Raw genomic sequence first — 13,919 nt, 5'->3', positions numbered from 1 at the left:
ATTGGCGTATTATCCCGTGTCATAGCCGTTTTAAGCGCGGATTCACCCTGTAGCAGTACGAATGGGCCTTTCATGAGCGATCTGGATCGGTATCTCAACGCCGCCACCCGCGATAACACACGCCGCAGTTACCGTGCGGCCATCGAGCACTTCGAAGTGAGTTGGGGCGGGTTCCTGCCCGCTACCAGCGACAGCGTGGCTCGCTACCTGGTGGCGCATGCCGGCGTGCTGGCGGTCAACACCCTGAAATTGCGGCTTTCAGCACTCGCGCAGTGGCACGCCAGCCAAGGTTTCCCTGACCCGACCAAGGCACCGGTGGTGCGCAAGGTGCTCAAGGGCATTCGCGCCGTGCACCCGGCGCAGGAGAAGCAAGCAGAGCCGCTGCAGGTCAAGCATCTCGAACAAGTCGTTGCTTCACTGGAGGCAGAAGCGCTTCAGGCGAGCCAAGACCAGGACTTAGCACAGCTGCTACGCGCCAAGCGCGACACTGCATTGATCCTGTTGGGCTTCTGGCGGGGGTTTCGCAGTGATGAGTTGTGCCGCCTGAACATCGAGCATGTGCAAGCAGTGCCGGGCGCCGGCATCAGCTTGTACTTGCCGCGCAGCAAAAGTGACCGCGACAACCTCGGCAAGACCTACCAGACCCCGGCGTTATTGCGCCTGTGCCCGGTGCAAGCCTACAGCGACTGGCTGAGCGCTTCGGGCCTGGTGCGTGGCCCGGTGTTTCGTGGGATTGATCGCTGGGGCAACCTGGGCGAGGAGGGCCTGCACCCCAACAGCGTGATCCCACTGTTGCGTCAAGCGCTGGAGCGCGCTGGCATTCCTGCCGACCTGTACACCAGCCACTCGCTGCGCCGCGGCTTTGCTACCTGGGCCCATCGCAGTGGCTGGGACTTGAAGTCACTGATGAGTTATGTCGGTTGGAACGACATGAAATCGGCAATGCGCTATGTTGAAGCGACGCCCTTTCTCGGGATGACCTTGGCGACCCAGCCGCTGATTTGAGATTTCTTCTATTAATACAGTTACCTGATAGAGAAAACCAATCGTCAGCATCAGGTTTGCCAATGAGCCATCGACCGAAAGAGTCGGTAGGATTCACCTCATCAACTTCTTAACCCTGACGGAGAGTCATCGATGCCTATCATCAACAGCCAAGTAAAACCGTTCAAAGCTACCGCGTACAAAAACGGCAACTTCGTAGACGTGTCGGACGCTGACCTGAAAGGCAAATGGTCCGTCGTGTTCTTCTACCCAGCCGACTTCACTTTCGTTTGCCCAACTGAGTTGGAAGACCTGGCTGACAACTACGCCGAATTCCAGAAGCTGGGCGTCGAAATCTACAGCGTTTCCACCGATACCCACTTTGCTCACGCTGCCTGGCACAACACTTCGCCAGCCATCGGCAAAATCCAGTACACCATGATCGGCGACCCAACCCTGACCATCTCCCGCAACTTCGACGTGCTGATCGAAGAAGCTGGCCTGGCTGACCGCGGTACATTCGTGATCAACCCAGAAGGTCAGATCAAGATCGTTGAACTGAACGACGGCGGTGTTGGCCGTGACGCTTCCGAGCTGCTGCGCAAAATCAAGGCTGCTCAGTATGTTGCTGCCCACCCAGGCGAAGTGTGCCCAGCCAAGTGGAAAGAAGGCGAAGCGACTCTGGCTCCGTCCCTCGACCTGGTCGGCAAGATCTAAGTCTGTGAAATACCTGCTCTTGAGAAAGCGGCGCGGGACTACCGCACCTAAGTAAGCAGCTTCCGCCCCCAAAACGCCCGGGCGAGATTCGCTCGGGCGTTTTTTTGTCTGCAATAAACCGAATTAATAGGAAATCGCCCGTATGTTGGACGCCAATCTTAAAGCTCAGTTGAAGTCATACCTGGAACGGGTCACCCAGCCGATCGAGATCGTCGCCTCCCTCGACGACGGTGCGAAATCCCAGGAAATGCTTGCCCTTTTGCAGGACGTGACCAGCCTCACCACGCTGATCACCCTGAAAACCGATGGCGATGATGCGCGCAAGCCATCGTTCTCCATCAACCGCCCGGGTGCGGATATCAGCCTGCGTTTCGCCGGCATCCCAATGGGCCATGAATTTACTTCGTTGGTGCTGGCCCTGCTGCAAGTCGGTGGCCACCCGTCGAAGGCCAGTGTCGAAGTGATTGAACAGATCCGCGCCCTTAAAGGCGAGTTCAGCTTCGAGACGTACTTCTCGCTGTCCTGCCAGAACTGCCCGGACGTGGTCCAGGCGCTGAACCTGATGGCCGTGCTCAACCCGAACATCCGTCACGTCGCCATCGACGGCGCGCTGTTCCAGGCTGAAGTCGATGAGCGCCAGGTTATGGCGGTGCCAAGCGTCTACCTCAATGGTGTGAATTTTGGCCAGGGCCGCATGGGCCTGGAAGAAATCCTCGCCAAGCTCGACACCAGCGGTATCGAAAAAGCTGCCGAGAAAATCAGTGCCAAAGACGCCTTTGATGTACTGGTCGTCGGCGGTGGCCCCGCCGGTTCGGCAGCCGCCATCTACGCCGCACGTAAAGGTATCCGCACCGGCGTGGCAGCTGAACGCTTTGGCGGGCAAGTGCTGGACACCATGTCCATCGAGAACTTCATCTCGGTGCAAGAGACCGAAGGTCCTAAACTGGCCAGCGCCCTTGAAGCCCACGTGCGTCAGTACGACGTGGACATCATGAACCTGCAACGTGCCAGCAGCTTGGTTCCGGCGAAAAACGCCGGCGGCTTGCACGAGATTCGCTTTGAAAGCGGTGCGACGCTCAAGTCCAAGACCTTGATCCTGGCCACGGGCGCCCGCTGGCGCGAAATGGGTGTGCCAGGCGAGCAGGAATACAAAGCCAAGGGCGTGTGCTTCTGCCCGCACTGCGACGGCCCGTTGTTCAAAGGCAAGCGTGTGGCAGTGATCGGCGGCGGCAACTCCGGCGTTGAAGCAGCCATCGACCTGGCCGGTATCGTCAGCCACGTGACCCTGCTGGAGTTCGACAGCAAGTTGCGCGCCGACGCTGTGTTGCAGCGCAAGCTCTACAGCCTGCCGAACGTCGACGTGATTACTAGCGCGCTGACCAGTGAAGTCAAAGGCGATGGCCAGAAAGTCACCGGCCTGGCGTACAAGGATCGCGACAGCGGTGAGTTCAAGACCATCGACCTGGAAGGCATCTTTGTGCAGATCGGTCTGCTGCCCAACACTGACTGGCTCAAAGGCACTGTAGAACTGACCCCGCGCGGCGAGATCATTGTCGATGCGCGTGGCGAGACTTCACTGCCCGGTGTATTTGCCGCCGGCGACGTAACGACTGTGCCGTACAAGCAGATCGTGATCGCGGTAGGTGAGGGCGCCAAGGCTTCCCTGAGTGCTTTCGATCACCTGATCCGCACTTCCGCACCGGCGTAAATCCGGGCCCGCAAATGAAAAACCCCATGAGTGATCATGGGGTTTTTTTGTCGTTCCCACTCTTCGAGTGGTATGCCTGCGGTGACGCGCCGCGTCACAAAGTAGGCTTACATCGGTGCTGGCTGGATAATCTCAACCCAGTACGCATCCGGGTCCTTGATGAAGGCCAGGCTTTTCATGCGGCCATCGCTCAGGCGCTTCTGGAAATCGCAGCCCAGGGCTTCGAAACGCTCGCATGCGGCGACGATATCCGGCACCGAGATGCAGATGTGGCCAAAGCCACGCGGGTCAGTGTTGCCGTTGTGGTAGGCAAAGTCGGCATCGTTTTCGGTGCCATGGTTGTGGGTCAGTTCCAGGATGCCCGGGATCGACTTCATCCACTGGGTGCGCTCGGCGGCGTCGGCCGGGATCTGGGCCTTGTCGACCAGGGCCAGGAAGTACAGGCTGAATTCGGCTTCCGGGAAGTCGCGCTTTTCCACCAGGGAAAAACCCAGCACGCGGGTGTAGAAATCCAGCGACTTGGTGATGTCCTTGACCCGCAGCATGGTGTGGTTGAACACGAAGTTCGCGGTGGCGGTGTCAGGTTGGGCGGTGACGCCCGGGAAAGTGTTCAGATCGTGCAGGCTCATGGGCCCTCCAGAAAAAAATGGGGCAAACGCGACTTGAAATAATAGGCGCGGTCCGTTGGCTTGCGGCAAGCATCCCTGCAGCCGAGCCATGATACGCAAGGCCCGCCCACGGCGCCAAATGAAAAAGGTCACGCAGCGCTTGCGACCAGCAGGTGTCGGGCTCAAACTTTGGCGCTTGACCCTTGGGTGTTTTTCGTAATGATTGAATTTCGTAAATCGCTGTTGAGCTCTATGTGTTTCCTGTTGGTCAGCCCATTTGTGACCGCGGCCGACCCGGAAGTTCATTGGCCCAGCGGCTGGCAAGTCGAAGAAGTGGAATCGGATGGCGAGGCGCCCATAAAACCCCAAGCCGTGTCGCGCCAGCGCGCGATCAAGAACGACGAAAATGGCAACACCTTGATGGTCATGGAGTTAACCGGCACACCGATAGAGGCTGGGCACAAAGTTAATCTTCAAGGTGTATTGCTGGACATGCGCAAATCGATCCAGAAAGACTTTGCGCAAAGCGGTTACCAAAGCGTGTGCAGCAAGATGCACCCCAGCACATTGAGCCGTCTTGACGCACTGGAAACTACTTGCGTGATTACTGAGAACGGGCGACACGTGTTGTCGCAAACATTGGTCGGCGCAATCGATACCGATAAAGCCTATGTTTTTTCATACGCCGGCCAAGCTGAAGCCTACGAGGCCAGCAAGGAAGAAGTCGGTTCGGTACGCGACAGCCTGAAACTTTGAATGCAGTAGGTTGATCGATGTTGAACGAAGTGAGCGGGGCGTTAAGTTCGTTTTCGAACCTTTAAACAAAACGCCCCGCGTAGGCGGGGCGTTTTGTTAGTGCGTTGCGATCAGCCGCGCAGCCAGGAATCTACAGTGGCGGCGCCATACTGTTCTTTCCAGGCTTTCAGGCCGCGGTGGTTGCCGCCTTTGGTTTCGATCAGCTCGCCGGTGTGCGGGTTGCTATACACTTTGACCACGCGTGCGCGGCGCTGTTTTGGTGCAGCGGCGAGCGTGGCGCCGGCCTTGCCAGGGTTTGGATCAAGGATCGAGATGATGTCGCGCAGGCCTTTGCCATAGTGCTTCATCAAGCCCTGCAGCTTTTCTTCAAATTCGATTTCTTTCTTCAGGCCGGCGTCGTTCTTCAAAGATTCCAGCTGGGCAAGCTGCTCTTGAAGGGCTTTTTCTGCTGCGCGAAATTCGGCGAGTCTGGACAAAATCTATACTCCAATAATGGTGTTTGCTGACATCAACTGCAGACAAAGCAATAAGCCAAGCGCTTATAAGGTGACTCAAAGAAAGAGGCCTTTCTGCGAGTTCAGCACAGGCAGGAAAAATTGTAGTAGTTAATGCCCCACGAGTAAATCACGTCTTTTGCCTAAATAAGATTATTTCATCAAGCGCAGTAGGTGGCTATTCAATGGCTGCTCAGCGACTTAATGAATTCTTCACACGGTAACGGCCGACCAAACAGGTAACCTTGCAGGAAATCCACACCGTGTGCCGCCAGATAGTCGCACTGCTCGGCTGTTTCCACCCCCTCGGCAACGATGCCCAGGTCCAGCTTGCCGGAGAGTTCGATGATACTGTCGAGAATATGCCGCGAGAGTGCATCCGCACCAATCATGGCCACAAAGCTTTGATCGATCTTCAAGTAATCGACATTGAAGTTGCGCAAGTAACCCAGGCTGGAATGGCCGGTGCCAAAGTCATCAATCGCAATCATCACCCCCAGTTCATGCAGGGCGTCGAACAGGCGACGGGTGATATCGGTTGGCTTGATCAGCTCCCGCTCGGTCAACTCCAGCACCAGCGTGACCTGGCCAGGCTCGAACGCGGCCAAAAACACTCGACAGTCCTCAACCAGGTCCAGGTCCTCGCAGTGGCGTGCGGTGATATTCACGCCGATATGAAAGCCCGGACTGAAGCGCGCGGCATGCGGGGCGAGTTGTTCAGCCGTCTGGCGCAGCAAGGCGCGGGTCATCGGCACAATCAGCCCGGAATGCTCCGCCAATGGTATAAACAAGTCAGGGCGCACCAAGCCTTCCTTCGGATGCTGCCAACGCATCAGCACTTCACAGCCGGCCCATTCACGCGTATCACCACGCACCACAGGCTGGAAATACGGGATGAACTCGTTGGCGCCCAAGGCGCGCTGCAACTCATGGGTCGGCGCGGACGAGCGCTTTTGCAGCCAGTGCGCAAGCACGCCTGCCAGCACACCAAAGAACACCAGCAGGCTGAACAGCGCCGGGTAGCGTGCTTCCATATAGCGCCACACTTCACCGGACGGCATGCCGGCCTCGACGCTGTAGTGATAGCGCTCTGAAGCCAGATAATGATGGGCCACGGCAAACTCCGGCACCGGCGTGTTGTGTACCTTGCCGTCGGCGTCCAGCCAGTTGGGCCCCACTTGCAGAACCAGGTCTGTGTAGCGGCTTATCAGGCGCAGCGCGTTGGTCAGGTGGTAGCCGTCAACCGAGGCGAACGCCGCCTTGTCACCGTCGACCAAGCGGTAAACCAGCAGCGCAGTGTCCGGTGTTACCGGGTTGCCGTTCATTAACCACAGCGTGCCGTCCACATAATCATCCGGGTTGACGGGCGACTGGTAGTTACCCCCGAACAGCGAGCTGCAATAGATGTTTTTCTGCCAGGACAGCGTGGTTGCCCGCACAAAGGGCCGACGCGTGACTTGTTCACGCAGCGCCAGTTGCGCGCCGTTGTCACACGGCTGGCCTGCCAGTGGCAGCAAGGTTTGGGCGGCGAGGGCGGTGTTGTTGAGCATCAGGTCAAACTGGCGCACAGCCTCCTGGGCAGTCTGCGCAGTGCTTTGTTGCAGCGTGCGTTCAGCCTGCCAATACAGGATGACGATGCCCAATGCGATCGGCAGCACGCCGCTGAACGCTGTGATCAAGTAGCGGGTAGCGCGTTTGCGCGGGCCGTTGACGGTCAGGGGCATGGGAGGAACGGCCTGTCACAGGGTGGGAAAAGCACTGAAGGCGCTGATCAGAATAATTGGATGATAGATGGCGTGGCCGAAATAAGCTCGCCATACCTGACCGTTCGGCTAGTCGGCAGCACTAGAAATCAATGCCTTGTGCCAAGTGAATAAACGCAAGGGTCGCGGGCGTCGACTGACGTTGATCCAGCACCGCCAGGCCGATGTCACGACTGACGGGTGGCGAGAGCGGGCGCACCTGGTAACGCGCGTTCGGCGCCTCGGGCAGCGACGCCTGCGCCACCACACTCACGCCGTCGCCTCGGCTGACTGCCTCCAGGGTGCTGAGCAGTTGCGAGCATCGGTAACGCACATTCGGTGTCAACTGCGCGGCACTGAATAAACGCGAGACCAGCTCCTGCGAGCCGGCGTCGGTAAGAATGAACGGGTCGTCACACAGCGCCTTCAATTCCACGCAAGGCTGCGCGGCCAGCGGGTGTGCGGCGGGAAGCAGCGCAACCATCTGGTCCTGGAACAGCGCAAACGTATCGAAACGCTCCTGTCCCAGCACCACAAAACCTACGTCGATACGTCGCTCATCCAGCCACTGGGTCACTTGGCGGTCCGGGCCTTCATCCACATGCACTTCAATGCCCGGATGCTCGCGCCTGAACTGCTTGAGAATGCGCGGCAGCAGGCGATTGGACGAGGTTGGGCCGAACGAACCGATGCGCAGGGTGCCACGCTTCATGCCACGGGCATCCGAGGCTTCCTGTTGCAGGGTATCGGCAACGCCCAAGAGCGTGCGTGCGCGCATCAGCAGTTGCTGGCCGATATCACTGAGTTCGACTTGGGACTGATGGCGCCGAAACAGTTCGACGCCCAACGCCTGTTCAAGGGCCTTGATCGCATGGGACACGGCTGACTGGCTGATGCCCAGGCGGTGGGCGGCGTGAGTGAAGCTTTGCAGCTCGGCCACCCGAGAGAAGATTTCCAGTTGCGTGAGCGTCATGAGTGTTTACTCATTTTACAATGACCTGTCATTAGCCAGAGGATACCCCAATCCTGACACTCACAGAGCACCGCCGATGACGCTTTCGACCGACCGCCTGACCTACCTCAAGCTTGCCGCTGTCACCATGATCTGGGGCGCGACCTTCGTGGCAGGCCGCTACCTGGCCGCTGACGTTGACCCGCTGCTGGCCGCGACGTTGCGTTTTGTGCTGGCAAGTGCAGCGCTGCTGGGGTTCATGGCCTTTGCGCGGGTGCGCCTGGCTCGGCCCAGTGTGGCGCAGCTCGTGCAATTGGCGATGCTGGGGTTCTTCGGCATTTTTTTCTACAACCTGTGTTTCTTTTACGGCCTGCAATACATCAACGCATCGCGGGCGTCGCTGATCGTCGCGTTAAACCCGGCGGTGATCGGCCTGGCTGCGTGGCTGCTGTACAAGGAGCGTTTGGGCGCGGCCAAATGCTTGGGCATTGCCTTGTGCCTGGGCGGCGCAGGCGTGGTCATCGTCAGCCGCAACCCGCAACTGTTGCAGGGCGCCGACAATGCCTGGCGCGGCGACTTGCTGATTTTCGGCTGCGTGGTGGGGTGGGGCGTGTACTCGCTGTTTTCCCGTAGCCTCAACCAAAGCCTGGGGCCATTGCAAACCGTGACCTGGTCCATTCTGTTGGGCACGGCGATGCTGACGATCACCACGCTCGTCGGCGGCAAGCTCAGCTTAAGTGCCTTGAGCGCCATTCACCTGCCGCAACTGCTCAGCCTGCTCTACCTGGGTATCTTCGGCTCAGCGCTGGCCTATATTGCCTGGTACGACGGCATCCGCCGCATCGGCGCAACCCGCGCCGGCGTGTTCATTGCGCTTAACCCGCTGACGGCGGTCATCTGTGGCGCTGTGTTGTTGGGTGAGCAACTGACCGCGCCGATGCTGCTGGGTGGGGCGGTGATCCTGCTGGGCATTTATCTGTGCAACAAACCCCTTGCACCGGCCCGGCCATTGGGGCTTTGATAAGAGTGCGGACAAACACTGTTACGCTGTGTAGAATCGATTTACGCATACAAGAATATGGACTTGCGCTCACGCAAGCCTCGGCCGTCAGAGACTGATGTAACCATGAAGCTACTCGGCTCCCCCCTCATCTTTGGTGACTTCCTCGCCCGCAGCGTGCGAGGCCTCTCCTGTGCGCCGCCCTCCAACCTCATCCTTGCTCGCAAATAACTATTTGTTCACTACAAGAATGAGGCGCCGAAAATGGCCGACCAATACGAAAACCCAATGGGCCTGATGGGCTTTGAATTCATCGAATTCGCATCGCCAACCCCCGGCACCCTGGAGCCGATCTTCGAGATCATGGGCTTCACCAAAGTCGCGTCCCACCGTTCCAAGAATGTGCACCTGTATCGCCAGGGCGAGATCAACCTGATCCTCAACAATCAGCCCGACAGCCTCGCGTCGTACTTTGCGGCCGAACACGGCCCGTCGGTATGTGGCATGGCGTTTCGTGTCAAAGACTCGCAACAGGCTTACAACCGCGCCTTGGAACTCGGCGCACAGCCGATCCATATCGAAACCGGCCCGATGGAGCTGAACCTGCCGGCCATCAAGGGCATCGGCGGCGCGCCGCTGTACCTGATCGACCGTTTCGGCGAAGGCAGCTCGATCTACGACATCGACTTCGTGTACCTCGAAGGTGTGGACCGCAACCCGGTGGGCGCCGGGCTCAAGGTCATCGACCACCTGACCCACAACGTGTATCGCGGGCGCATGGTCTATTGGGCCAACTTCTACGAGAAGCTGTTTAACTTCCGCGAAGCGCGCTACTTCGACATCAAGGGCGAATACACCGGCCTGACCTCCAAGGCCATGAGCGCTCCAGATGGCATGATCCGCATCCCGCTGAATGAAGAGTCGTCCAAGGGCGCCGGCCAGATCGAAGAGTTCCTGATGCAGTTCAACGGCGAGGGCATCCAGCACGTGGCGTTCCTCACCGACGACTTGATTAAAACCTGGGATGCGTTGAAAAAGATCGGCATGCGCTTCATGACCGCGCCGCCAGACACCTACTACGAAATGCTTGAAGGCCGCCTGCCGAACCACGGCGAGCCGGTGGACCAGCTGCAAGCACGCGGCATTTTGCTCGACGGTTCGTCGATTGCCGGCGACAAGCGCCTGCTGCTGCAGATCTTCTCGGAGACCCTGATGGGCCCGGTGTTCTTCGAATTCATCCAGCGCAAGGGCGACGATGGGTTTGGCGAGGGCAACTTCAAGGCGCTATTCGAGTCGATCGAGCGTGACCAGGTGCGTCGTGGCGTTTTGACCGCCGACTAAGTGCACAAAAGCCCGGCCGAGGTTAACCCCTCGGCCGGGCTTTTTATTGCCTGCCAATCACGCTTTGCGCTGACGCACCAAGTGCTTGAAACCCTCGTACACCAGCACCATCACCGCCAGCCAGATCGGGATATAGGTCAGCCACTGGCCGCCCTTGATGCCTTCGCCCAATATCAACGCCACCGCCAGCAGCAATACCGGTTCCACGTAGCTGAGCAGCCCGAACAGGCTGAAAGGCAGCAAGCGGCTGGCCACGATATAGCTCACCAGCGCCGAGGCACTGATCACGCCCAGCAGCGGAATCAGCGCGTACAGCTTCGGATGAATATCCATCACCGCAAAGCCTTGTTCGCCGTGCTGCACAAACCACCAGGCCACGGGCAGCATCAGCGCCATGTCCAGCCATAAGCCGCCCAGGTGATCGGTGGTCAGGTATTTGCGCACCACAAAATAGATCGGGTAACCAATGATCACCACCAGTGTCGCCCAGGAAAAACCACCGGCCTGATACAACTCGTTCAGCACGCCGAGCGCGGCAAAAAACACCGCGATCTGCTGCAGGCGCGACAAGCGTTCGCCGTACACCAGACGCCCGGTCAGCACCATGGTCAGCGGTAGCAGGAAGTAACCCACCGACACATCCAGGCTGCGCCCATTGAGCGGTGCCCACATAAACAGCCACAGTTGCACACCCAGCAACGCCGACGACAGCAGCACACCGCCGATCAGCCGCGGTTTGCTCGCCAGCATTCGCAGCAGTTCCCACACCCTGCGCCATTCGCCGCTGATGATCATGAACACCGTCATGCACGGCACGGTCAGCAGCATGCGCCAACCGAAAATTTCCAGGCCGCTCAATGGCGTGAGCAGCGAGGTGAAGTAATACATCACGGCAAACAACACCGAGGCCAATACCGACAACACAACACCTTTAGACACACTGTCCTCGCGAAAGCCGAATTATTCAAAAAGAAGAGGTATTCAGGGGGGAATATAGGGGGCGCGACAGCTTTTGTCACATCAATTACGTCGCTCTAATGGAACAAATTCCCACGGTAATTCCACATAAGTACAACGGCACTTGGTGAGCGTACCCAGAAGTCGTATTTCACGGAAAGTTTCACATGACCCCTGTGTGTCATGTGAAAACCTCAACTAATGGAACGAAGGTATTCATCGCGACCTCAAGCGTGTTCTCCGTTCTGTCGTTCACCAAGAACTTGGCGGAGAGCATACCTGGAAGTTTAGGGCTTTAGCATTCTACAGAGAGTGAATTTTATGACCGTCGTCTCACCCTATTATGGTTCATCACAAGCTACCTTCAGCACCCTGCCGGGTATTATAGGTCGATTTGGGGAAAGCCGGCCGTTTCCTACCGATAACACACCTGCCTGGAAAAAACTTGATGTCTATAAAACATTTTCTGAGTCGTTGGCGAGAGATACAGAGCTCGGTGTACTGACGGCGGGTGGTAAAGAGCTGCTTGATGCGGCGGTATCTCCAAACCCTTCGACTCAGCCTCGCGTAACTGTTTCCAACTTTAACGTGGGGCCTCATTACGCCAAGGACATGTTTTTTGTTAGGCGCGAACCGATCGAGCCAGGCAAAGTCAACTTCGTACTGTATATGCCGGAGAAGGGCTTTAAATCAAATTATGAGTTCAAAAGCTATCAGGAAATGGATGGTTTCTTGAAAAGCCTGGCGAAAAAACCCGACTCACTTAACGCATTTCTTGCCCACTTTGCAGACAAAACAGAATCTGCTGCCGTCAGGGTACACCTCCTGGAGCTGGCATCCACACCTGAAGGCAGCCAGCGCACGGTGCTGACGGGGCCCGGCAAACAGATCATGGGGAATGTGTTTGAACACTTGGATCAGTCAAGTGAAAACCCCACAACCTTTATTTATGTCAATGGCCTCGTCAATCAGCAGTTGGAGTCGCTCGATTCTGGCAGGCCCACTTACAGTGGCGTGAGACCCGATGGGGAGAAAGTGGTTTACCGGTACGACAAGAGCGGTCACCTGTTAGGCTCCGGTGATAAAGGAAACTTTTATTTCCTGATAAACGGTGCAAACAGTAAGTTGCCGCTTGTTCCAATCACGTTGCAACAGTTAAGAGTGGTCGCCTTTGGTGATGACCCCACGCTGCTATGCACCAACGCGATCGCAAACTTTCTTGAGCATCCATTTTCCGGCGTTTCAACGCTACTTCAAGGGCTGGGTGTCGATAAAAGCACTGCCGATTCTGTAGAGCAAGGTCTGGATAATCCAGTCACTGGCGTATTGCTCTTTCTAAATAAAAATAATGATATCGGTAGGGTGTTCGGTCTGCCAAAGAGTGAAATGGACGAGGCACTTTCCTATTTTGGTAGTACGGCCCAAGGGTTTGTTCCTACCTATGGCACCTACCGGGCTGTCGCGGAGGTATTGGCGAAGATGATGAGGCGAGAGCCTGTGACGGCGCAAGAGGCCAGAGATGCCGCCAATGGGTTAGGTGTGAAAGCGGATTTAAACTTCTTACGCACGTAACGAACAAGGCTGCCCACATAGGTCATGTGGGCGGTTGTATTATCGAGAAATACGACCCGATACAAAATGGCTCACATCATTAAACCCTGGCGTAGACGAATGCCCCGGCGTCACCAGCGAGTCAATAAATGCTTCATCCTCAGCCGTGATCTTCACATCCAGCGCCCCGGTGTACGCATCCCACTGCGCCTGCGTACGCGGCCCGACAATCGCTGAGCTTACCGCCGAGTTATTCAGTACCCAGGCAATCGCAAACTCGACAATGCCCACGCCACGTCCTTGGGTGTATTGCTGAATCTGCTGGGCGATGCGCAGCGACTCCACCCGCCATTCGGTTTCCAGAATGCGCTTGTCCTGGCGCGCCGCGCGGCTGCCGGCCTCGGGTTTCACGTCGGGTGCGTACTTGCCGCTGAGCACACCCCGCGCCAACGGGCTATAAGGCACCACGCCCAAGCCGTAGGCCGCCGCGGCGGTGATCTGCTCGACCTCGGCCTGGCGATTGACGATGTTGTACAGCGGCTGGCTGATGATCGGCTTGTCCACGCCCAGACGCTCGGCCACGCGAATGACCTCGGCGATACGCCAGCCGCGGTAGTTGGACAGGCCCCAATAGCGGATCTTGCCCTGGCGGATCAGGTCGCCAATGGCCGACACCGTGACTTCCAGCGGCGTGTCGTGGTCTTCGCGGTGCAGGTAGTAGATGTCCAGGTAGTCAGTGTCCAGGCGCGTGAGGCTGGCTTCCAGGGCGTTGAAAATGCGCTTGCGGCTCAAGCCGCTGCGGTTGGGCAAGCCGTCGGTGGGGCCGATCGCGACCTTGGAAGCCACCACCCAATCCGAACGGTGGCGGGCAATCGCCTCGCCGACGATTTCTTCGGAGCGCCCGCCGGTGTAGACGTCGGCGGTGTCGATAAAATTGATGCCCTGGTCCCAGGCCTTGTCGATGATGCGCAGCGAGTCTTCGGTGTTGGTCTGTTCGCCAAACATCATGGTGCCCAGGGTCAGTGCGCTGACCTTCAACCCGGACTGGCCCAATGTGCGATAAATCATGCAAAGCTCCTCATGGCAGGAAAACGTGAACCATGCAATAG

At 57.8% G+C, this 13,919-nt stretch carries 13 protein-coding genes; 7 read left to right on the top strand and 6 right to left on the bottom strand.

Annotated elements, in window-relative coordinates; translation table 11 throughout:
• The first annotated feature begins 72 nt into the window (after positions 1-72).
• The 3 genes from ACA065_RS15820 (at position 73) to ahpF (ending at position 3,409) form a co-directional block, all read left to right on the top strand.
• A complete protein-coding gene (locus ACA065_RS15820; protein WP_497690475.1) occupies positions 73-1,005 on the top strand; it encodes a site-specific integrase in 933 nt (310 codons plus the stop codon).
• Positions 1,006-1,137: 132 nt separating this feature from the next.
• Positions 1,138-1,701: an alkyl hydroperoxide reductase subunit C gene (gene ahpC / locus ACA065_RS15815; RefSeq protein ID WP_010210361.1), complete on the top strand. Its 564-nt coding sequence runs from the start codon at positions 1,138-1,140 to the stop codon at positions 1,699-1,701.
• 142 nt (positions 1,702-1,843) lie between these two features.
• Positions 1,844-3,409 (top strand): alkyl hydroperoxide reductase subunit F, encoded by a 1,566-nt coding sequence (gene ahpF, locus ACA065_RS15810; RefSeq protein WP_497690474.1) that lies wholly within the window; start codon positions 1,844-1,846, stop codon positions 3,407-3,409.
• A 107-nt stretch (positions 3,410-3,516) separates the two neighbouring features.
• On the opposite strand, the gene gloA is transcribed toward ahpF, so the two are convergent.
• Positions 3,517-4,038: a lactoylglutathione lyase gene (gene gloA / locus ACA065_RS15805; protein WP_448651187.1), complete on the bottom strand. Its 522-nt coding sequence runs from the start codon at positions 4,036-4,038 to the stop codon at positions 3,517-3,519.
• Positions 4,039-4,236: 198 nt separating this feature from the next.
• On the opposite strand from gloA, the gene ACA065_RS15800 reads away from it, so the two are divergent.
• Positions 4,237-4,773 carry a DUF4946 domain-containing protein gene (locus ACA065_RS15800; protein WP_497690473.1) on the top strand — a complete coding sequence of 179 codons (537 nt, stop codon included), beginning with the start codon at positions 4,237-4,239 and terminating at the stop codon, positions 4,771-4,773.
• 110 nt (positions 4,774-4,883) lie between these two features.
• On the opposite strand, the gene ACA065_RS15795 is transcribed toward ACA065_RS15800, so the two are convergent.
• From ACA065_RS15795 to ACA065_RS15785, 3 genes are all read right to left on the bottom strand, one after another.
• Positions 4,884-5,249: a histone-like nucleoid-structuring protein, MvaT/MvaU family gene (locus tag ACA065_RS15795; RefSeq protein ID WP_094952200.1), complete on the bottom strand. Its 366-nt coding sequence runs from the start codon at positions 5,247-5,249 to the stop codon at positions 4,884-4,886.
• A 200-nt stretch (positions 5,250-5,449) separates the two neighbouring features.
• Positions 5,450-6,991: an EAL domain-containing protein gene (locus ACA065_RS15790; RefSeq protein ID WP_497690472.1), complete on the bottom strand. Its 1,542-nt coding sequence runs from the start codon at positions 6,989-6,991 to the stop codon at positions 5,450-5,452.
• Positions 6,992-7,112: 121 nt separating this feature from the next.
• Entirely contained in the window at positions 7,113-7,982 is an 870-nt protein-coding gene (locus ACA065_RS15785) for a LysR family transcriptional regulator (RefSeq protein ID WP_497690471.1), read from the bottom strand.
• A gap of 76 nt (positions 7,983-8,058) precedes the next feature.
• Here ACA065_RS15785 and ACA065_RS15780 point away from each other — a divergent pair, with 76 nt between their 5' ends.
• Together ACA065_RS15780 and hppD are read left to right on the top strand one after the other, a co-directional pair.
• Entirely contained in the window at positions 8,059-8,982 is a 924-nt protein-coding gene (locus ACA065_RS15780; protein WP_497690470.1) for a DMT family transporter, read from the top strand.
• Between the two features lie 243 nt (positions 8,983-9,225).
• On the top strand, positions 9,226-10,302 hold the full coding sequence (gene hppD / locus ACA065_RS15775) for a 4-hydroxyphenylpyruvate dioxygenase (protein ID WP_497690469.1): 1,077 nt from the start codon (positions 9,226-9,228) through the stop codon (positions 10,300-10,302).
• Positions 10,303-10,359: 57 nt separating this feature from the next.
• On the opposite strand, the gene rarD is transcribed toward hppD, so the two are convergent.
• The gene (gene rarD, locus ACA065_RS15770; RefSeq protein WP_497690468.1) at positions 10,360-11,241 is read right to left on the bottom strand and encodes an EamA family transporter RarD; all 882 of its coding nucleotides are present in this window, start codon (positions 11,239-11,241) and stop codon (positions 10,360-10,362) included.
• A 339-nt stretch (positions 11,242-11,580) separates the two neighbouring features.
• Here rarD and ACA065_RS15765 point away from each other — a divergent pair, with 339 nt between their 5' ends.
• Positions 11,581-12,831, top strand: a complete 1,251-nt coding sequence (locus ACA065_RS15765) for a dermonecrotic toxin domain-containing protein (protein WP_497690467.1) — start codon at positions 11,581-11,583, stop codon at positions 12,829-12,831.
• A 39-nt stretch (positions 12,832-12,870) separates the two neighbouring features.
• On the opposite strand, the gene ACA065_RS15760 is transcribed toward ACA065_RS15765, so the two are convergent.
• On the bottom strand, positions 12,871-13,878 hold the full coding sequence (locus ACA065_RS15760; RefSeq protein WP_497690466.1) for an aldo/keto reductase: 1,008 nt from the start codon (positions 13,876-13,878) through the stop codon (positions 12,871-12,873).
• Between the last annotated feature and the right edge of the window lie 41 nt (positions 13,879-13,919).

The organism is Pseudomonas sp. LBUM1640 (genome assembly GCF_059716225.1).
Note: the sequence above shows the minus strand (reverse complement) of the source record. Positions and strands in the feature narration are given on the sequence as shown.